The 19,160-nt window shown below is 49.4% G+C and carries 20 protein-coding genes and 1 other annotated feature; of the genes, 7 read left to right on the forward strand and 13 right to left on the reverse strand.

The window, feature by feature from the left end; all coding sequences use genetic code 11:
* Positions 1-160: 160 nt before the first annotated feature.
* The 11 genes from btuD to thrS all read right to left on the reverse strand — a co-directional run bounded on the left by btuD (position 161) and on the right by thrS (position 10,189).
* Positions 161-916 (reverse strand): vitamin B12 ABC transporter ATP-binding protein BtuD, encoded by a 756-nt coding sequence (gene btuD / locus SAQUA_RS12500; protein ID WP_380675345.1) that lies wholly within the window; start codon positions 914-916, stop codon positions 161-163.
* Positions 917-952: 36 nt separating this feature from the next.
* The gene (locus tag SAQUA_RS12505) at positions 953-1,504 is read right to left on the reverse strand and encodes a glutathione peroxidase (protein ID WP_380675347.1); all 552 of its coding nucleotides are present in this window, start codon (positions 1,502-1,504) and stop codon (positions 953-955) included.
* A 69-nt stretch (positions 1,505-1,573) separates the two neighbouring features.
* Positions 1,574-2,581, reverse strand: a complete 1,008-nt coding sequence (btuC, locus tag SAQUA_RS12510; RefSeq protein WP_380675349.1) for a vitamin B12 ABC transporter permease BtuC — start codon at positions 2,579-2,581, stop codon at positions 1,574-1,576.
* Between the two features lie 300 nt (positions 2,582-2,881).
* Positions 2,882-3,178 (reverse strand): integration host factor subunit alpha, encoded by a 297-nt coding sequence (ihfA, locus tag SAQUA_RS12515; protein WP_004943604.1) that lies wholly within the window; start codon positions 3,176-3,178, stop codon positions 2,882-2,884.
* 4 nt (positions 3,179-3,182) lie between these two features.
* Positions 3,183-5,570 (reverse strand): phenylalanine--tRNA ligase subunit beta, encoded by a 2,388-nt coding sequence (pheT, locus tag SAQUA_RS12520; RefSeq protein ID WP_380675356.1) that lies wholly within the window; start codon positions 5,568-5,570, stop codon positions 3,183-3,185.
* A 14-nt stretch (positions 5,571-5,584) separates the two neighbouring features.
* Positions 5,585-6,568 carry a phenylalanine--tRNA ligase subunit alpha gene (gene pheS / locus SAQUA_RS12525; RefSeq protein ID WP_380675358.1) on the reverse strand — a complete coding sequence of 328 codons (984 nt, stop codon included), beginning with the start codon at positions 6,566-6,568 and terminating at the stop codon, positions 5,585-5,587.
* Between the two features lie 203 nt (positions 6,569-6,771).
* Positions 6,772-6,897: a sequence feature (Phe leader region), on the reverse strand.
* Positions 6,847-6,891: a pheST operon leader peptide PheM gene (pheM, locus tag SAQUA_RS12530; protein ID WP_121626058.1), complete on the reverse strand. Its 45-nt coding sequence runs from the start codon at positions 6,889-6,891 to the stop codon at positions 6,847-6,849. It overlaps the preceding feature by 45 nt.
* 112 nt (positions 6,898-7,009) lie before the next feature.
* Positions 7,010-7,366 (reverse strand): 50S ribosomal protein L20, encoded by a 357-nt coding sequence (rplT, locus tag SAQUA_RS12535; protein ID WP_004931417.1) that lies wholly within the window; start codon positions 7,364-7,366, stop codon positions 7,010-7,012.
* 43 nt (positions 7,367-7,409) lie between these two features.
* A complete protein-coding gene (gene rpmI, locus SAQUA_RS12540; RefSeq protein WP_023490323.1) occupies positions 7,410-7,607 on the reverse strand; it encodes a 50S ribosomal protein L35 in 198 nt (65 codons plus the stop codon).
* A 98-nt stretch (positions 7,608-7,705) separates the two neighbouring features.
* Positions 7,706-8,257: a translation initiation factor IF-3 gene (infC, locus tag SAQUA_RS12545; protein WP_380676008.1), complete on the reverse strand. Its 552-nt coding sequence runs from the start codon at positions 8,255-8,257 to the stop codon at positions 7,706-7,708.
* Positions 8,258-8,260: 3 nt separating this feature from the next.
* Positions 8,261-10,189: a threonine--tRNA ligase gene (gene thrS, locus SAQUA_RS12550; protein WP_380675373.1), complete on the reverse strand. Its 1,929-nt coding sequence runs from the start codon at positions 10,187-10,189 to the stop codon at positions 8,261-8,263.
* Between the two features lie 286 nt (positions 10,190-10,475).
* On the opposite strand from thrS, the gene SAQUA_RS12555 reads away from it, so the two are divergent.
* The 3 genes from SAQUA_RS12555 to SAQUA_RS12565 all read left to right on the forward strand — a co-directional run bounded on the left by SAQUA_RS12555 (position 10,476) and on the right by SAQUA_RS12565 (position 13,274).
* Positions 10,476-11,057, forward strand: coding sequence for a DUF2239 family protein (locus tag SAQUA_RS12555; RefSeq protein WP_380675375.1), 582 nt, complete (start codon positions 10,476-10,478; stop codon positions 11,055-11,057).
* Positions 11,058-11,148: 91 nt separating this feature from the next.
* Positions 11,149-12,513, forward strand: coding sequence for an MATE family efflux transporter (locus SAQUA_RS12560; RefSeq protein ID WP_380675377.1), 1,365 nt, complete (start codon positions 11,149-11,151; stop codon positions 12,511-12,513).
* Positions 12,514-12,587: 74 nt separating this feature from the next.
* Positions 12,588-13,274 carry a MarC family NAAT transporter gene (locus tag SAQUA_RS12565; protein WP_380675379.1) on the forward strand — a complete coding sequence of 229 codons (687 nt, stop codon included), beginning with the start codon at positions 12,588-12,590 and terminating at the stop codon, positions 13,272-13,274.
* Between the two features lie 118 nt (positions 13,275-13,392).
* Here SAQUA_RS12565 and SAQUA_RS12570 read toward each other — a convergent pair whose 3' ends face one another.
* Positions 13,393-14,277 (reverse strand): PHP domain-containing protein, encoded by an 885-nt coding sequence (locus SAQUA_RS12570; RefSeq protein WP_380675381.1) that lies wholly within the window; start codon positions 14,275-14,277, stop codon positions 13,393-13,395.
* A gap of 136 nt (positions 14,278-14,413) precedes the next feature.
* Positions 14,414-15,076 (reverse strand): membrane-bound lytic murein transglycosylase EmtA, encoded by a 663-nt coding sequence (gene emtA, locus SAQUA_RS12575; RefSeq protein ID WP_380675383.1) that lies wholly within the window; start codon positions 15,074-15,076, stop codon positions 14,414-14,416.
* Positions 15,077-15,610: 534 nt separating this feature from the next.
* Here emtA and SAQUA_RS12580 point away from each other — a divergent pair.
* Genes SAQUA_RS12580 through SAQUA_RS12595 form a run of 4 tightly spaced genes read left to right on the forward strand, consistent with a single transcriptional unit; the run spans position 15,611 to position 19,146 of the window.
* The gene (locus tag SAQUA_RS12580; protein WP_380675385.1) at positions 15,611-16,549 is read left to right on the forward strand and encodes a metal ABC transporter substrate-binding protein; all 939 of its coding nucleotides are present in this window, start codon (positions 15,611-15,613) and stop codon (positions 16,547-16,549) included.
* A complete protein-coding gene (locus SAQUA_RS12585; protein WP_380675387.1) occupies positions 16,546-17,442 on the forward strand; it encodes a manganese/iron ABC transporter ATP-binding protein in 897 nt (298 codons plus the stop codon). Before SAQUA_RS12580 ends, SAQUA_RS12585 begins: the two co-directional genes overlap by 4 nt.
* On the forward strand, positions 17,435-18,298 hold the full coding sequence (locus tag SAQUA_RS12590) for a metal ABC transporter permease (protein ID WP_380675389.1): 864 nt from the start codon (positions 17,435-17,437) through the stop codon (positions 18,296-18,298). Before SAQUA_RS12585 ends, SAQUA_RS12590 begins: the two co-directional genes overlap by 8 nt.
* Positions 18,298-19,146: a metal ABC transporter permease gene (locus SAQUA_RS12595; protein WP_380675391.1), complete on the forward strand. Its 849-nt coding sequence runs from the start codon at positions 18,298-18,300 to the stop codon at positions 19,144-19,146. The genes SAQUA_RS12590 and SAQUA_RS12595 overlap by 1 nt, the downstream gene beginning before the upstream one ends.
* The last annotated feature ends 14 nt before the right edge of the window (positions 19,147-19,160 follow it).

A 19,160-nucleotide genomic window follows, 5' to 3' on the forward strand; every position in this document is an offset into this window, starting at 1 on the left:
TTCGATGATAGCGTAGCACGACAACGGCCTTTTTCAACAAAAAAGGGTTATTTCACAGAAAACCCAACCATTGTGACGCCGTTATGCGCTATTTATATTTCGCTCGTTTAGTTTTCGCTCATTCGCGATTTGCGCACTTAGCATGGCGCCCTTGTCTGAATCATGCACTTTTGGTCATAACCCATTGTTGTCCACCTAACGAATGCAAATGAAAATCAACTTCATATACTCGGGACAGCAACTCCGGCTCCATTACATCAAGCGTAGAGCCTTGCGCGATCAAGCGACCAGCCTGTAATAACCAAACCTGATCGGCCTGTTGCAAGGTATGATTGAGATCGTGAGCACACATCAATACGCTCCGGCCGCTATGGCAAAACTCTCGTAGCAGGTGGTCAAGCGCTACTTTCTGTGCGACATCGAGGCTATTTGTTGGTTCATCGAGCAGCAACAGCTGGCTTTGCGGATTCACCGTCGGCCATACCTGCAACAAAACGGCAGCTAAACGCACTCGCTGCCATTCCCCACCGGAGAGTTGGGTCAGCATGCGTGGCAATTTATTCGTGAGTTTCAGGCACCGAGACAGATAAATAATGACATTTTCCAGCTCATCTTCCCCACACTGTGTCGGGCGGTGCAAAGCCAGGTACTGAAACACTGGCATCAAAGACACAGGGGACTGCTGCTGGCTGAGGTAAGCCCGCCGCCGCGCTAGCTCTCCTCCTGAGTATTCCCCCATCGGCCTCTCCGATAAACGGATTTCGCCAAGACCCGGTAGTATTCCCGCTACTCTAGCCAACAGTGTGCTCTTACCCGCACCATTGGGACCAATAAGGTGGACCTGCACACCAGCAGCAACCTGCCCTGAAAAAGGATCCAGACGCCCTTCAACCCCTACCTGGCAGAGTTGCAGCATGATTCTATTGATTCCTTTACTTTACTTTACTTTACTTTACTTGGCTAGAGCCAGCCTGATCGCTTCTGAGACGATAGGATCTTCTGGCGTGATATCTGGAGAGAAACGCTGTACCACCTGACCATCGCGGCCAACCAGAAATTTCTCAAAGTTCCACAGGATATCGCCAACTTGCTTCGGCGCACGACCTTTGCTTTTCATTCGTTCAAAAAACTCGCTGCCAGCGGGTTCTATTGCCTTTGGTTGTTCCTCAATAAGCGCCTGATAGAGCGGGTGGCGATTGGGTCCATTTACTTCAATTTTGGCGAACATCGGGAACTTGACGCCAAAGGTGTTGCGGCAGAATGCCAGTATTTCCTCATTGGTTCCCGGCTCCTGGCCTAGAAACTCATTGGATGGAAAACCCAGCACTTCAAAACCTTGCTCATGCCAGGTCTCATAGAGTTTTTCCAGCCCCTCATACTGCTTGGTCAGGCCGCATTCTGATGCAACATTCACCACCAGCAGTACCTTGCCTGCATAGGCTTCAAGTGAGGTGGGCTGGCCCTCAATGGTTTTCAGCGGAATGGCATAAATTGATTTACTCATCAGATTTCATCCTATTATTTTATTTGCAGGTGACAGATAAGGTGTTGCCAGTTAACACCAGCAACTCACTTACCTTACGCTTTTTGTCCGCGCGAGCAACCAGATAAACAATGGCGCACCCAGCGTCGCTGTCACTACACCAATAGGTAATTCTGCTGCAACTAGCGCGACACGTGCCACCACATCTGCCACCAGCAAAACACTCGCGCCAGCCAGGGCACAGCCAGGCAGTAGAAAACGTTGATTGGTCAAGCCACTCAGGCGCAGTATGTGTGGAATAACCAACCCGATAAAACCAATCACACCCGCCAATGCCACACTTGTCCCCACTAGCCAACCAATAGCCAGTACCAGTAAATTGCGCCATAAATGTAGCGAAAGCCCTAACTGTCGTGCCTGGACTTCGCCTAGCGCCATCAAATTCAGTGCATTACCTTGTAAACATAGCCATAACAGCACGGGCAGAAGAATCAACATCAACCATTTTTGCCGCCAGTCTACCCCACCAAACCCGCCCATCATCCAGTACATTAACTGCCGCAGATCGAGACTGGAACTGAAGTACACTGCCCACGTCATGATTGCGCTGCATACAATCCCCAATGCTACACCCACCAGCAGCAGGCGTGCATTGCTCAACAACCGACGCCGGGCAAAACTCAATAATAGGCCGGTCATCAATAACGCACCGCCGATAGCACTCAGACTCATCCAAGCCACAGGTAACAGGCTATGACCTAACAGTACGGTTAACACCAAGGCAACGCCCGCGCCATTTGCCACTCCAAGCAAACCCGGCTCAGCCAAAGGGTTTTCAAACAGTGCCTGCATCGCCGCACCAGTAACTGCCAGGCTTGCCCCTACCAACATCACCGCTAACGCACGCGGTAAGCGTAATTGCCAGACAAACAACTGTGCAGATTCACTTAGCCATTGCGTAGGCCAGAGCCAGACATCACCTGCGCTTAAACTGAAGATGAACGCCACTATGACGCCAACCGACAGTATTGTGATATGCCGTTTATCCCGCTGGCGCTGATTTTCTTGTAATAGAGTGAACGTCTGACTGGTAGGCATGGTACACAGGTTTCCTGAGGGCCTCTGTTTTGCCCCGGTAGAGTCTATATCTTAGGACAAATATTAGGGGGTTAGCGCAGTGAGGGAAAGCACTAGGGCGGATATTAAAGGAACTGAACACGACGAGCATTGCCTATTTTCAGCAAATAGCTCCACCCCACCACAATAAATACTGGAGACAGCTAGGATATTAGCTGCGAAAAGTAAAAAAAGAGGCCGCAACGTGATACGTCGCGACCGTCTTCAAAGCTCTACTGACAAGCACTAGGCCAATGCGGCTTTTTTTGGTTTTTATACAATTTACTCTTTAGGGCTGGCGTTCTCCACCCGGCTCTTCAGTTTCTGCCCCGGACGGAAAGTGACCACACGGCGCGCCGTAATCGGAATGTCCTCACCGGTTTTCGGGTTGCGTCCCGGACGTTGGTTCTTGTCTCGCAGATCAAAATTGCCAAAACCAGACAATTTGACCTGTTCACCATTCTCCAGAGCCCGACGGACCTCTTCAAAGAACAGCTCAACCAGGTCTTTTGCGTCCCGTTTGCTAAGCCCAAGCTTTTCAAACAGGTGTTCTGACATTTCAGCTTTAGTAAGCGCCATAGGTTCAATCCCTCAAGGATGCTTGGAATCGCTGTTTTAGAGCCTCTACACATCTTGAAACGGTAGCGGCTATCTCCTCTTCTTCCAGTGTACGGGCGGTATCCTGCAATACCAGACTGATAGCCAGGCTCTTGTAACCCTCCGCTACGCCCTTGCCACGGTACACGTCAAACAAGTTTACGCCAACTACCTGATTTGCGCCAACTTTCTTACACTCTGCCAAAATATCTTCTGCAGGCACATTTTCAGCCACCACAACAGCGATATCGCGACGGTTTGCAGGGAAGCGGGAAATCTCACGCGCCTGAGGCACAGCGCGGGTTGCGACCTTGTTCCACTCCAGTTCAAACACTACAGTACGGCCGTTAAGATCAAGTTTACGTTCAAGTTCTGGGTGAACCACACCGATGAAACCAACACGCTCACCGTGCAAATATATTCCAGCACTTTGCCCCGGGTGCAGTGCCGGATTTGCTTCTGATTTGAACTGAATTTCAGATAATCTGCCTGTCAGCTCCAATACAGACTCTAGATCCCCTTTCAAATCATAGAAGTCAACGGGCTTTCTTGCCAGATCCCAATGCTCATCATGTGTATGCCCGGCAATTACGCCCGCTAGCATGACATCCTGACGGATCCCCAGATTCGCCGCAGTATCAGGGACAAAGCGCAAACCACTTTCAAACAGGCGCACACGAGTCTGCTGACGGTTTTGGTTATAGACCACTGCAGACAACAAGCCGGTCCACAGCGACAGACGCATAGCAGACATCTCAACCGAGATAGGGCTTGGCAGGATCAGAACGTCCTCACCCGGATGCAAAAGTGCCTGTACCTTTGGATCGACAAAGCTGTAGGTAATCGCTTCCTGGAAACCATGATCAACTAGCATGGTTTTCACCCGCTTAAGTTCCAGATCGGCTTCACGGTGCTGGGTCATGACCAGGTCTGCGCGTACTGGAACATCTGGAATATTGTTGTAGCCGTAGACGCGTGCAACCTCTTCCACCAGATCTTCTTCAATTTCCATATCGAAACGCCAGCTCGGCGCTACCGCCAGCCAGTTATCGCCTTGCTCAGTCACTTGGCAACCCAGACGGCGCAGAATATCGCTAACTTGCGCATGCGGTACTACATGACCAATCAGGCGGTCAAGCTTTTCGCGGCGCAACGAAATCGTTGCACGCTTCGGCAGTGCACTTTCATCGGTAACGTCAATAACAGGCCCAGCCTGGCCGCCACAAATGTCGATCAGCAGGCGTGTAGCTCGCTCCATGGCCTTATGCTGCAGAGCGGGATCTACACCACGCTCGTAGCGGTGGGATGCGTCAGTGTGCAGCCCATGGCGGCGAGCTCGGCCAGTGATAGATAACGGACTGAAGAAAGCGCATTCCAGCAAAACATCTTGTGTTTCATCATTCACACCAGAATGCTCACCGCCAAAAATACCGCCCATAGCCAGTGCCTTCTGATGATCGGCAATCACTAGGGTATCCGAATTCAATTTGGCTTCGCTGCCGTCTAGCAGACGCAGAGTTTCCCCTTCGCTGGCCATGCGCACTACGATACCGCCTTCAATACGGTTCAGGTCGAAGGCATGCATAGGCTGGCCGAGTTCCATCAACACGTAGTTGGTAACATCAACAACGGCATCAATGGAGCGGATACCGCCACGACGTAGCTTTTCACGCATCCACAAAGGCGAAGGTGCCTTCACGTTAATGCCTTTCACTACACGGCCAAGGTAACGTGGACATGCATTGGAAGCGTCGACACGAATGGGCAACGTGTCGCTGACCGTTGCTGCAACCGGGCTCATATCAGGTTCGCTGAGTGGCAACTGGTTGAGTACAGCAACATCTCGAGCAACGCCAATAATGCCCAAACAATCGGCACGGTTTGGCGTGACGCTGATTTCGATCGCGCTGTCATCAAGTTTTAAATAGGCACGAATATCGGCACCAATAGGCGCATCTTCTGGCAGTTCGATAATACCGTTGTGGTCATCAGAAATTGCCAGTTCGGAAAATGAACACAGCATACCTTCAGAGGGTTCACCTCGCAGCTTGGCAGCTTTGATTTTAAAATCACCTGGCAGTACTGCGCCCACTGTCGCAACAGCAACTTTCAAGCCAATGCGGCAGTTCGGCGCGCCACAAACGATGTCCAGCAATCTTTCACCACCGACATCCACTTTTGTCACACGCAGCTTGTCAGCATTCGGGTGTTGTCCACACTCCACTACATGACCTACCACCACACCATTAAAGTCACCAGCAACAGGTTCCACACCGTCCACTTCCAGGCCAGCCATGGTGATCTGATCGGATAATGCTTCACTGCTGATGGCCGGGTTTACCCATTCGCGCAACCAGAGTTCACTGAATTTCATGTGATATTCCCGCCTTACTTAAACTGTTTGAGGAAACGCAGATCGTTTTCGAAGAACGCGCGCAGATCGGTCACGCCATAACGCAGCATTGTCAGACGTTCCATACCCATACCGAATGCAAAGCCGGAATAAACCTCTGGATCGATTCCCACGTTGCGCAATACATTCGGGTGCACCATGCCGCAACCCAACACTTCCAGCCACTTACCGTTTTTGCCCATAACGTCCACTTCGGCAGAAGGCTCAGTGAATGGGAAATAGGATGGACGGAAACGAACCTGCAAGTCTTCTTCAAAGAAGTTGTTCAGGAAATCATGCAGCGTACCTTTCAGGTTAGTGAAGCTGATGTCTTTATCGACAATCAACCCCTCCATCTGATGAAACATTGGCGTATGAGTCTGATCGTAGTCATTACGGTAAACGCGGCCCGGCGCAATGATACGGATCGGTGGCTGCTGGGTCTTCATGGTACGGATCTGCACCCCTGAAGTCTGTGTACGCAGCAGGCGTGTCGCGTCAAACCAGAAGGTATCGTGATCGGCACGCGCCGGGTGATGCCCTGGGATATTCAAGGCGTCGAAGTTATGGTAGTCATCTTCAATTTCCGGGCCTGTTTCTACCGAAAAACCCAGTTCCCCAAAGAAAGTTTCGATGCGGTCGATAGTACGTGTAACCGGATGCAGGCCACCATTCTCCAAGCGGCGTCCCGGCAACGAGACATCAATCGTCTCAGCGGCCAGACGTGCGTTTAGTACGGCAGATTCCAACGCATTCTTGCGTGCGTTCATTGCCTCCTGAACTTCCTGCTTAGCCTGGTTAATCACGGCTCCAGCAGCAGGGCGATCTTCTGCTGGTACTTCACGCAGTGACTGCATCTGCAAAGTAAAATGGCCTTTCTTGCCTAAATATTCGACGCGCACTAAATCCAACGCGGCAACATCCTGGGCATCTTCGATGGCGGCCTTGGCACTGGCAACCAGTTCTGCGAGATGTGACATTGCTTTCCCCTTCCTCTGGCCGGTATGGCCCTAAGTAATGATTAGGTAATTTATTTTCTATGGCCTAGACCATACCCACAGGATTTCAGGTTACCAACAGGCAACAAGCGGGCTCATTCCCAGGAGCTTAGATAACTAAGTGACCGAGGTGAATACACGCAGCTAACGCAGTTGTAACTTGAAAGACAAAGGGTATGGGCAAAAACAAAAAAGCCTCCACTATGGGAGGCTTAGGCGCAACTTTCCGTTTCTTTTCTTACGCGCAAAGCCTCCTGAAGTCAGGCGCTAAAGTAAAAAAAGAAACGGAAAATAGCAGCGTGCATGTTTGCATTACCTTGCCGATTAAACGTCCACCAGTGTTATGGCGGAAGCTAACAAAAGTCAATATTTGTGTGTAGCGCTATAAGTAAAAGAGGGAGCATGCTCCCTCTTCCGACTTTCTTACGCCAGAGCTGCTTTCGCTTTCTCAACCAGCGCGCCAAAGGCCACTTTGTCGAATACGGCGATATCAGCCAGGATCTTACGGTCAATTTCAATAGAGGCTTTTTTCAGGCCGTTAATGAACTTGCTGTAAGACAGGCCGTTCTGACGAGCAGCTGCGTTGATACGTGCAATCCACAGCTGGCGGAACTGACGCTTACGTTGACGACGGTCACGGTAAGCATACTGGCCTGCTTTGATTACTGCCTGGAAGGCAACACGATAAACGCGCGAACGGGCACCGTAGTAGCCTTTCGCCTGCTTCATAATTTTCTTGTGACGTGCGCGTGCAATTACACCACGTTTTACGCGAGCCATATGCTCTCTCCTAAAGTCTTATTCTTGATTCAAAAAATATAGCTTATGCGTACGGCAGGCACGCAATAACCAGGACCAGATCGTTTTTAGACACCATGCCTTTCGGACGCAGGTGACGTTTACGCTTGGTTGATTTTTTGGTCAGAATATGACGCAGGTTTGCATGTTTACGCTTAAAACCACCGCTGCCGGTTTTTTTGAAGCGCTTGGCTGCACCACGTACAGTTTTAATTTTTGGCATGTTAATTAAATCCACTTCGCATTGTTAAACAACGAATCAGTGAGGCGAACAAAACCCGCACAACGCAAGCGCTGCGCAGGTTCGATTACTTGGAAGCCTTACTGTTTCTTCTTGGGTGCGAGCACCATAATCATCTGACGGCCTTCGATCTTCGTAGGGAAGGATTCGACCACTGCCAGATCACTATCTTCACACAGGTCTTTACGGACGCGGTTAAGCACTTCCATACCGATCTGCTGGTGCGCCATCTCACGCCCACGGAAACGCAGGGTGATCTTGGCTTTATCGCCATCTTCCAGAAAGCGAATCAGGTTGCGTAGTTTGACCTGATAGTCGCCATCATCGGTGCCAGGACGGAATTTGATTTCCTTGACCTGAATAACTTTTTGCTTCTTCTTCTGTTCTTTGGTCGACTTGCTCTTCTCGTAGAGGAATTTGCCGTAATCCATAATTCGGCAAACTGGCGGTTCGGCATTTGGGCTGATTTCTACTAAATCGACGCCCGCTTCCTCAGCTTTTTCAAGAGCTTCATTCAGATTGACTATACCAATCTGCTCGCCATCGACGCCGGTTAGGCGAACTTCTTGCGCGCGAATTTCTCTGTTAATGCGATTTGGACGCGCCGGTTGAACTCGTTTTCCGCCTTTAATACTTTATTCCTCCAGTTGATGAAGACTACGGCTGCGAATCTCTTTTAGCAGCTTGTCTACGACTTCGTTTACGTCTTGGCTTCCCAAGTCTTTGCCACGGCGGGTACGAACGGCAACTTTGCCTGCTTCGACCTCTTTATCACCGCACACCAACATGTAAGGAACCCGACGTAAAGTATGTTCGCGAATTTTAAAGCCAATCTTCTCGTTTCTCAAGTCCGCTTTTGCCCTAATACCCACATCTTGCAGTTTTTTGGTCAATTGCTGGACATAATCAGACTGACTGTCGGTGATATTCATCACCACTACCTGCACTGGAGCAATCCAGGTTGGGTAGAAACCGGCATATTCTTCGGTAAGGATACCTATGAAGCGCTCCATGGAACCAAGAATAGCACGGTGAATCATCACCGGAACCACGCGTTCGTTGTTTTCGCCGACATACGACGCGCCTAAACGGCCCGGTAAGAAGAAATCGAGCTGCACGGTACCACATTGCCATGCGCGATCCAAACAATCATGCAAGGTAAATTCAATTTTTGGTCCGTAGAAGGCACCCTCACCCGGCTGATATTCAAACGGAATCCCGTTTTCAGTCAGCGCAGCCGCCAGATCGTCTTCAGCCCGAGTCCACATATCATCAGTACCAATACGCTTCTCAGGACGGGTGGAAAGTTTCACCGCAATCTTTTCAAAGCCAAAAGTGCCGTACATATCGTAGACCATCTTGATACAGTCATTCACCTCAGCACGAACCTGATCTTCAGTACAGAAGATATGCGCATCATCCTGGGTGAAACCACGGACACGCATCAGGCCATGCAACGAGCCCGATGGTTCATTGCGGTGGCAACTGCCGAACTCGCCCATACGCAGCGGCAGGTCACGGTAGGATTTCAATCCTTGATTGAAGATTTGCACGTGGCCTGGGCAGTTCATCGGCTTGATGCAATATTCGCGGTTTTCCGACGACGTGGTGAACATAGCGTCTTTGTAATTTTCCCAGTGCCCGGTTTTTTCCCACAGCACTCGGTCCATCATGAATGGTCCTTTCACTTCCTGATACTGATACTCTTTGAGCTTCATACGCACAAAGGCTTCCAGTTCACGGAAAATGGTCCACCCATCGTTGTGCCAGAACACCATACCAGGCGCTTCTTCCTGCATATGGTACAGGTCGAGCTGTTTCCCGATTTTGCGGTGGTCACGCTTGGCAGCTTCTTCTAGACGTTGCAGATAAGCATTCAACTGCTTCTTGTCTGCCCAGGCAGTGCCATAGACACGTTGCAGCATTTTGTTTTTGCTGTCGCCACGCCAATATGCACCTGAGGTTTTCTGCAGTTTGAAATGATGGCAGAAACGCATATTCGGCACGTGCGGACCACGGCACATGTCGATATATTCTTCATGATGATATAGTCCAGGACGGTCATCACGACTGACGTTTTCATCCAGAATCGCTACCTTGTAGCTTTCGCCACGGGCAACAAAGGTATCGCGGGCCTCTTGCCAGCTCACTTTTTTCTTGATGACATCATAATCTTTGTCGGCCAATTCATGCATCCGCTTCTCCAGCAGATCCAGATCTTCCTGCGTCAGAGTATGGTCGATGTCAACGTCATAGTAGAAACCGTTGTCGATCACCGGGCCGATGGCCATTTTGGTGTCTGGCCACAGTTGTTTGATCGCATGGCCCAGCAGATGCGCACAAGAGTGGCGCATGATTTCCACACCTTCGGCGTCTTTGATGGTGATGATCGCCAATTGTGCATCTGATTCAATCAGATCGCTGGCATCCACCAATTCGCCGTTTACACGTCCTGCAATACAGGCTTTGGCTAGGCCAGGGCCGATATCACGGGCAACATCCATGGGGGAAACGGCGTGGTCGTAATGACGCTGACTTCCGTCAGGAAGAGTAATAACAGGCATTAATAATTCCTTATCTACAGTGGTGACCCACACGACAGATCACATGTAGTACAGATATCTTGTTAGTATTAAGTAAGCTATGCGCCATATCTCGCCCACAATTGCCAGATTGACATACAGCTTGTCTCGCCAGTAAAGGCGGCTTATTAGGCCTGCGGATAATAACATTAAATTTGTAGCGGATAAATAAAGTGCAGGTCGTATCTCGTTGACACGATACCGATTGACTTTTGCGCGCAATTCAATCAAATTAACCCGGGTTAAATAATAAAATCCGGGTAAAAAAATGAAAACACTCACTGTACCAACTTGTACCGCATTTTTGCACCACCGACAGGTTGCAACTGGCTCCTATGATGAGGTAACGAAAACACTCGCAGCACTCGACCTTTCGGCTGGAGGTCTGCTGGTCTTCGATGACGCGACAGGCTCACAAGTAGACTACCCTTGGCCAGAAGGCTATGTATGGCCTCAACCTGGGAGCGACAGTACAGACGTGCTGGACAGTCAGCCCGCTGCACCTAACACGGTAGGAAGACCAAAACTAGGTGTTGTGGCTCGTGAGGTAACCCTCCTGCCCCGTCACTGGGAGTGGCTGGCCCAGCAGCGTGGCGGTGCCTCTGCCACATTGCGTCGCCTAATTGACGAGGCACGCCGTAATACGGTGGCTCAGGACCATGAACGCCTTATCAAAGAGAGTTGTTATCGCTTTATGACAGCCATAGCCGGTGCTTTACCCGGTTATGAAGAAGCGGTACGAGCGCTATTCGGCAATGATGCTCGCCTTTTTGTCGAACGCATCGCTGATTGGCCAGTGGATATACAAGCCCACCTAACCTGGATGAGCCGCGATCTACCCTTTCGTTGATACGAGTGGATACCGGCAACGATAACGCTATATGTGAGCATGATGGTTGGTGCTCAACATGAGCCTTTTAAGGCAAAGGAAAATTCCATTTATGCAACCCCGTTCGCAGCAAGGACAAGTACCTTTATGGCGCATCTATCTGATCTTCTTAGTACCCATGGTGCTGTCCAATTTCCTGCAAGGGTTTTCTGGCACACTCAACGGGATTTATATCGGCCAGATGCTCGGCACGCAGGCTTTAGCCGCTATCTCAGGCATGTTTCCGATCGTTTTTTTCTTTATCTCATTGGTGATTGGCATCGGGGCTGGTGCATCGGTGCTGGTCGGGCAAGCTTGGGGAGCCAATGAACCAGAAAAAGTGAAAACCATTGCAGGCACAGCTTTGATGTTAGGCTTGCTGATTGGGTTGCTGGCTGCCGTATTTGGTAGCCTGTTTGCCCCACAGGCGTTACGGCTGTTGGGCACACCGGCTGATGTATTTGAAGAGGCGGTGGCTTACGCCCGTATCATGATGTTGATTATGCCACTGCTGCTGGTGTTCGTTCTTTTCACTCAGCTTTTACGTGGTGTCAGTGATACCGTTTCACCATTGTTGGCATTACTGCTGTCTACCTGTATCGGTTTACTGCTCACTCCTGCACTGATCCGCGGTTGGTTAGGATTTGCGCCAATGGGCATACAAAGTGCTGCACTGGCAGGTATGGCCGGAAATATTATGGCGATGGTCTACCTGGCATTACGCCTGCGCCGTAAAAAACATGTACTGGCACCCGACCGTGCCATGTTGGCAGCGCTGAAATTAAACATGGTGGTGTTGCGCAAAGTTTTGCGCATCGGCTTGCCAACCGGTGTGCAGATGGTGGTCATTTCATTATCTGAACTGGTTATCCTGGCATTGGTGAACCGGCACGGCTCAAATGCGACAGCCGCTTATGGTGCCGTTACGCAAATCGTTAACTATGTGCAATTCCCCGCACTATCGATTGCCATTACGGCCTCGATCCTTGGCGCTCAGGCTATCGGTGGCGGGCACACAGAGCGCATCGGCCCTATTTTGCGTACTGGGTTATTTATCAACCTCTGGTTGACAGGCTCACTGATTATTGTCGTCTACCTGCTTTCAAACTGGTTACTGGGTCTGTTTCTTACCAATTCGCAGGTGCTGGCCGAAGCTGAACACCTCTTGCATATCATGCTATGGAGCATGCTGGTATTTGGCTTCCAGGCCATTGTCAGTGGTATCATGCGCGCCAGTGGGGTAGTTCTGGTGCCAGTGACAATCGCCATTTTATGTATTGCGGTTATTCAGTTACCAGCGGCCTATCTGCTAAGCCAGCGATTTGGCCTAGAGGGTGTCTGGATGGCCTTCCCTATCGCCTATCTGGCCATGCTCGCGCTACAGACAACGTTCTATCGGTTGGTATGGAGACACAGAAAAATTGAACGTTTGGTCTAACGCTGTCTAGGTGAAGAACCGTGATAGGCGTTTGATTGAGCCTGTTGATTATCATCGTTTTGGGGTTTGTTTTTATGTCGACTATTTTGCAGTTGTTTCAGGCCATCGGGCTGGGACTGGTTTTACTGCTACCACTGGCCAATCCACTCACTACCGTGGCACTGTTACTTGGCCTGTCAGGGAATATGACGAGTGAAGAGCGCAATAAACAGTCACTGATGGCTTCAGTTTACGTGTTCTTTATCATGACAGTGGCGTTCTACGCTGGCCAGTTGGTGATGAAAACCTTCGGCATTTCCATTCCTGGCCTACGCATCGCAGGTGGATTGATTGTCGCCTTTATCGGTTTTCGCATGCTGTTCCCGCAACAAAGTGCCGATGAATCACCAGAAATGGAAACCAAAACCCGCGAACTGCGCAAAAAAACCTCAGCCAATATCGCCTTTGTTCCTCTGGCTATGCCAAGTACTGCGGGGCCAGGTACCATTGCCATGATCATAAGTTCGGCATCCAGTATTAAAGAAAATATGCTGGGCTTTGCGCATTGGGTGCTAGTGGTCGCGCCAGTAGCGACATTCTTCGCGGTATCCATCATTCTCTGGGCATGCTTACGCAGCTCTACAGGGATCATGAAACTGGTTGGTAAAAGCGGCATCGAGGCGATATCACGCTTGATGGGTTTTTTGCTGGTCTGTATGGGCGTTCAGTTTATTATCAATGGCATATTTGAATTGATAACTACATACGTTCCGGTAAATTAATCTGCCCAGCTCCGCAGCCAAGTTTTCCCCTGCGGAGCTACCCTCTTCCAGATGAGCTCGGTGCGCGGCTAAATACCAGCATTAAACCCCATTATCCAAGCTTTGTTGAAGGTTGAGATCATGCACTGGCAGCCGCAACAAAACGGCGTATTTCCGCAATATGCTGTGCACCATAAGCACATTGCCCTACCTCAATCTTTGGCTTGTTTCGACCATGAAAATCGCTACCACAGGTAACAAAGGCCGAACGATCAACAGCAAACTCGTACAGTTGATTAGCCAACTCGGGCGAGTGATAACTTGAGAAGACCTCTATGCCCATCACCCCAACGTTTAACATGCCACCGATCACCTGCGTGTGGTCCTGTTTAACATTAGCACCAATGTGCGCCAAGACAGGTATTCCACCATTCTGGCGGATCACATCAACCATATCGCTCATTGCAGGATAAGTAACTGGCATGTAACATACTTTTCCCGGGCCAAAGAAGTCCCAGTAGAAGTTGATTAAAGGCATATCTGATCTGTCACCGCCGGCACGATATGGCATCAATAATGGATGATTGTGGTTACGCTCATCTTCAAGTATCACTTCTCCCATCTGTTCTTCTTGCGGAATAGCACCGCCACATATCTGTTCCAGACGTTGCTCATCAAGATAGAAGTTAAGCTCGCGCAATTTCTCAAATTTTCTTGGCGTCAACTCACGTTGGATAGCGCTGAAGTTATTATAGATCTCGACAAAATCATCACTGGGTTTAAAGCCATAACCAAGCAGGTGGTAATTACGTTCACCAAAGGTGCAGTCAATCTCAATGCCGGACAACACATTTAAACTTGGCGATGCCAACGCCTGCGCTTCAGACACAGAACGGGCACTGTTATGGTCTGTTACTGCCAGCGTATCGATGCCATTTGCCTTACAGCGTGCAATCAGTACCTCAACCGGAAAATCCGCGTCATCGCTATAGTTGGAGTGCATATGCAGGTCGACTTTTTCCATGGGAAATCTCCTATTGAAAACTCACAGCAATAAAACCAGATTGAGGCTGAGGATGAATTCTCATCACCTAATCATTCCAACCAGCACCTATGCCTAAAAAAACCGGCATTCAGAGCCGGTTTCGTTGAATCTACTGCTATTCGAGCATCGCCTGATAAGCCGCGGTAACCTTCCACAAATAACGCGGCGCTTGCGGTGCCGGGTGTCTCTTTTGGATGTGCTTATAAAATTCGTCTGGGCTCATCTGATTTATACGGTTTACTGCTACCCGCTTATCCGATGAGAAAGTCCGCAACATGGCACCTGCCCCATTAACGTAAGAAACAATCGTGGCATAGCGTAATGTTTGTGGGTTGGAGATCCCAGCTAGCTGCTGGCTTTGAAGAATATTGATATAGGCTGTTCCCAGATCAATATTGACCGCTGGATCTTTCAACTCTCGTGAACTAGGCTGCCCGCTTTTACCTTTCAAGCGGTAGGCATCGCGTCCAGCAGTTGAGGCTTTTAGCTGCATTAATCCAACGGCATTAGAGGTGCTGACAACATTGGGATTAAACCCTGACTCTACCTGAATTATCGCTTTGATCAGCTTTTCATCGACGCCATAATTGTTGGCAGCCTTGCTGATATAATCGTTATAGGCGATGGGTGTTCCGGTTCGGTTGCTTGGTATTTGCGATGGGGGTTTTAACCAGCCGCCTGATGTGCCATTGCTCGCCGTGTTGTCATTTGTTTGCGGTTTTTCAGCGCAACCAGCTAACAGGATGATTGCCGTTAGGCAACCTACTTTTATCTTCACAGAATCCCTCACTCCTATCAATGAGTTGCTTAGCACGTACAACTGGTAAGGATGCCTGCATAGCTTTTATTGCTCTATTCTCCGGTTATCCATATACCAAGAGGCGATTTATGAGTCAACCTTGATTCGCTGCTAGTGTAGTGACTTTAACATCCAGAAATAGGATTAACGGGTGCGCTAGAACGGTTCGGGCAACTATTCGTAAACATTTTGCTACCTCAGGCAAAGTTGCAAATAGCGTTTGTCACCATACGAAAGCAACCGTCTTGCAATAGCGATATCATTAAATCAGTAATATATACAAAAGATTACTCAAGGCTTCGGCGAAGTCGCTTTGTAAAAAATAGCTAAGTGAACAATGCGCTCTATAATGACGGGATTAAAAAGTTACATATTAAAACGTAAAATGCTATAACCTCTATGATGGTATTATTTTTTTAACAAAAAGATAACCGCCCCCTAGAAGCTGTTGACGCTTGACTTCACCTCAACTGATATTAATAATCATTTTCATTTGCGAAGGAAAACGTCACCATGTCAATGAAAAACCGTGTACTTCAGCACTATCGTTCTATTCCAGCCTTTTTTCGTCTCTTTGCCTCGTTTGGCCTGCTACTAAGCGTTTTGGCTATCCCCACAGAGGTAATGGCAAAAGAGAAACTGCGGGTAGTAACCACTTTTACCATTATCCAGGATATCGCCCAAAACGTGGCGGGTGACGCCGCAGTAGTAGAATCCATCACCAAACCCGGTGCTGAAATCCACGACTATCAGCCTACGCCAAGAGATATTGTAAAGGCGCAGCATGCCGATCTGATTTTATGGAACGGAATGAATCTCGAACGCTGGTTTCAACGTTTCTTCGAGAATATAAAGCAAGTTCCTGCTGCCGTTGTTACTGAGGGAATTGTCCCCATGCCCATCCATGAAGGGCCCTATAACGCTAACCCTAACCCTCACGCATGGATGTCTCCGACAAATGCCCTAACCTATATCGAGAACATTCGTAAGGCTTTGGTACAACACGATCCTGACAATGCGGAAACTTATAATCGTAATGCCAAAGCCTATGCTGAAAAAATCGCGGCGCTGGATGCCCCACTGCGCGCAAGATTAGCACGTATTCCTGAAAGCCAACGCTGGCTGGTCACCAGTGAGGGGGCCTTCAGCTATCTGGCCAAAGACTATCAGTTGAAAGAGGTTTACCTATGGCCAATCAACGCTGACGAACAAGGTTCCCCTCAGCAAGTGCGTCGCGTCATCGACACCGTTCGAGCCAATCACATCCCGGTCGTATTCAGTGAAAGCACTATATCTGATAAACCCGCCAAACAAGTGGCAAAAGAGACGGGTGCTCAATATGGAGGCGTACTGTATGTCGACTCACTGTCCGCTCCAGATGGGCCTGTGCCAACCTATATCGATCTGCTCAATACTACTGTACAAACCATCGCCAAAGGATTTAATCAATGAGCTCAGAGTTTTTTGTCCGCCCAGAACTCAGCGTTGATGATGTCTCCGTAACCTATAACAACGGCCATACGGCAATCCATAATGCCAGTTTTACGCTCAGTGGTGGGTCAATCTGTGCCCTAGTTGGCGTTAACGGTAGCGGTAAATCGACCCTGTTCAAAAGCATCATGGGATTGGTGAAACCTACATCCGGCAAGGTGAGATTAAATGAACAACCGGTCGTCGATGCACTTAAAAAAAATATTATTGCCTACGTGCCACAGACTGAAGACGTTGATTGGAACTTTCCTGTCTTGGTAGAAGACGTGGTTATGATGGGTCGCTACGGTAAAATGAACTTCCTGCGCATACCAAAGAAAGAAGATCGCCTGCGGGTTGACAGTGCTCTGGAGCGTGTTGGTCTGAGTGAACTGCGCGCAAGGCAGATTGGTGAGCTCTCCGGTGGGCAGAAAAAGCGTGTTTTCCTGGCTCGTGCCTTGGCACAACAGGGGACTGTGTTACTACTGGATGAGCCTTTTACCGGCGTTGATGTCAAAACAGAAAACGCCATTATCGAGCTGTTACGATCCTTGCGGGATGAAGGCCATCTGATTTTAGTCTCAACTCACAACCTTGGCAGCGTTCCAGAATTTTGTGATCGAGTTATCCTGATTAACCGAACGGTGCTTGCCGCCGGGCCGATAGAAACCACCTTCACGCAAAGCAATCTGGAGTTAGCCTTTGGTGGTGTTCTGCGTCATATCAACCTTTCTGGTACCGACCTGCACGACGATAACGACCCTCGCACAGTAACGGTACTCACTGACGATGAGCGTCCTGCTGTGTTCTACGGCTATACCAAAAGCGATCCTCCCACGCAAAGCCAGCCGAGGGAGAAAAAACCTGATGCTTGAGCTTTTACTGCAACCGTTCAATTACAACTACATGGTCAAAGCGATATGGGTTAGCGCTATCGTCGGTGGAACCTGCGCTTTTCTTTCAGCCTACCTGATGCTGAAGGGGTGGTCACTGATGGGGGATGCGCTTTCGCACTCGGTTGTGCCTGGCGTAGCGGGTGCTTATGCGCTCGGCTTACCCTACGCTGCGGGCGCTTTTTTTACCGGTATGCTGGCAGCGTTGGCAATGACGTTGGTTCGCCACATCACACGTCTGCGTGAAGACGCGATTATCGGCTTTATTTTCTCCACTTTCTTCGCTGTCGGTCTACTGATCATTTCACTTAACCCTACATCGGTAAATGTTCAGTCGATTATTTTTGGCAATATTCTCGGTATTGCTGACGAAGATGTGCTGCAGGTCGAGATTATTATTGGTGTTTCATTACTGATCCTGTTTCTGGTGTGGAAAGACCTGCTGGCAGTATTTTTTGACGAAAGCCATGCAGTATCGATAGGCCTTTCACCGCTAAAAATGAAGATCCTGTTTTTTACCCTGCTCAGTGCCTGTACCGTCGCCGCACTGCAAACCGTAGGGGCAATATTGGTGATCGCTATGGTCATTACCCCTGGTGCTACCGCCTATCTGTTGACCGACCGTTTTGGACGCTTGGTGCTCATTGCCATTGGGATTGGCGCCATGACAAGCAGTATTGGCGCTTACCTGAGTTTCTTCCTTGACGGTGCAACGGGTGGCGTAATTGTGACGTTGCAGACACTGGTCTTTTTGGTTGCTTTTCTGTTTGCACCCAAACACGGGCTGTTTGCTGCCAGGCGTCGCGCAGCACGCGGTGACCCAGCGGAGGGCAACTGATGGAAATCCTGTATCAATGGCTTTCTGAACCATTTGCCTATCCATTTATGCAGCGGGCGATCGTCGCAGCGATCGTCACTGGCGTAGTATGCGCCATCTTATCCTGCTATCTGGTGCTGAAAGGCTGGTCACTGATGGGTGATGCGATCTCACACGCCGTTTTGCCAGGAATTGTGCTGGCCTTTGTTCTGGGAATTCCGCTGGCAATTGGTGCATTTATTTCCGGCATTTTTTGTGCGGTAGCAACGGGTTATCTTAAAGAAAATAGTCGGGTAAAAGAAGATACTGTCATGGGGATCGTGTTTTCCGGCATGTTTGCTTTTGGGCTGGTCCTATTTGCCCGAATCGATACCGATCAACACCTTAGCCATATTCTATTTGGCAATATGCTGGGTATCACCGATGAAGAATTGAAACAAACACTGTGGATTGCCGCTATCACGCTAGCAATTGTATTACTCAAGCGCAAAGACCTGATGCTTTACTGTTTTGACCCCAGCCATGCACGCGTCATCGGCTTGCCAGTAAAACTTCTGCATTACGGCTTACTGTGCTTACTGGCATTAACCATTGTGGCTTCGTTACAGGCTGTGGGAGTGATCTTGGTGATCGCAATGCTGATCGCGCCTGGGATCATCGCTTTTATGCTGTGCCGCACCTTCGAAAGTATGCTGATTATTGCTACCCTGGTTTCCGTCTTTTCCTCAGTCCTCGGCACGCTAATCAGTTTCCACATTGATGGTGCAACTGGCCCATGTATCGTAATAGTTCAGGCCTTACTTTTTGTAGTCACCCTGCTCTATACCCATTTTAAACCGTTCCAGGCTACCCTTGCCAAAGATCACTAGCCTCTAGCCCGGCG

Source organism: Serratia aquatilis, from assembly GCF_044865145.1.
GTDB classification, from domain to species: Bacteria; Pseudomonadota; Gammaproteobacteria; order Enterobacterales; family Enterobacteriaceae; genus Chania; species Chania aquatilis.

Excerpts from the sequence above, each read along its gene's own strand:
- SAQUA_RS12580 (WP_380675385.1), top strand. The coding sequence starts at position 15,611 with ATGTCAATGAAAAACCGTGTACTTCAGCACTATCGTTCTATTCCAGCC.
- ihfA (WP_004943604.1), bottom strand. The coding sequence starts at position 3,178 with ATGGCGCTTACTAAAGCTGAAATGTCAGAACACCTGTTTGAAAAGCTT.
- thrS (WP_380675373.1), bottom strand. The coding sequence starts at position 10,189 with ATGCCTGTTATTACTCTTCCTGACGGAAGTCAGCGTCATTACGACCAC.
- SAQUA_RS12555 (WP_380675375.1), top strand. The coding sequence starts at position 10,476 with ATGAAAACACTCACTGTACCAACTTGTACCGCATTTTTGCACCACCGA.
- SAQUA_RS12560 (WP_380675377.1), top strand. The coding sequence starts at position 11,149 with ATGCAACCCCGTTCGCAGCAAGGACAAGTACCTTTATGGCGCATCTAT.
- pheT (WP_380675356.1), bottom strand. The coding sequence starts at position 5,570 with ATGAAATTCAGTGAACTCTGGTTGCGCGAATGGGTAAACCCGGCCATC.
- btuC (WP_380675349.1), bottom strand. The coding sequence starts at position 2,581 with ATGCCTACCAGTCAGACGTTCACTCTATTACAAGAAAATCAGCGCCAG.
- rpmI (WP_023490323.1), bottom strand. The coding sequence starts at position 7,607 with ATGCCAAAAATTAAAACTGTACGTGGTGCAGCCAAGCGCTTCAAAAAA.
- pheS (WP_380675358.1), bottom strand. The coding sequence starts at position 6,568 with ATGTCACATCTCGCAGAACTGGTTGCCAGTGCCAAGGCCGCCATCGAA.
- SAQUA_RS12595 (WP_380675391.1), top strand. The coding sequence starts at position 18,298 with ATGGAAATCCTGTATCAATGGCTTTCTGAACCATTTGCCTATCCATTT.
- SAQUA_RS12570 (WP_380675381.1), bottom strand. The coding sequence starts at position 14,277 with ATGGAAAAAGTCGACCTGCATATGCACTCCAACTATAGCGATGACGCG.
- SAQUA_RS12590 (WP_380675389.1), top strand. The coding sequence starts at position 17,435 with ATGCTTGAGCTTTTACTGCAACCGTTCAATTACAACTACATGGTCAAA.
- btuD (WP_380675345.1), bottom strand. The coding sequence starts at position 916 with ATGCTGCAACTCTGCCAGGTAGGGGTTGAAGGGCGTCTGGATCCTTTT.
- rplT (WP_004931417.1), bottom strand. The coding sequence starts at position 7,366 with ATGGCTCGCGTAAAACGTGGTGTAATTGCACGCGCACGTCACAAGAAA.
- SAQUA_RS12565 (WP_380675379.1), top strand. The coding sequence starts at position 12,588 with ATGTCGACTATTTTGCAGTTGTTTCAGGCCATCGGGCTGGGACTGGTT.
- SAQUA_RS12585 (WP_380675387.1), top strand. The coding sequence starts at position 16,546 with ATGAGCTCAGAGTTTTTTGTCCGCCCAGAACTCAGCGTTGATGATGTC.
- SAQUA_RS12505 (WP_380675347.1), bottom strand. The coding sequence starts at position 1,504 with ATGAGTAAATCAATTTATGCCATTCCGCTGAAAACCATTGAGGGCCAG.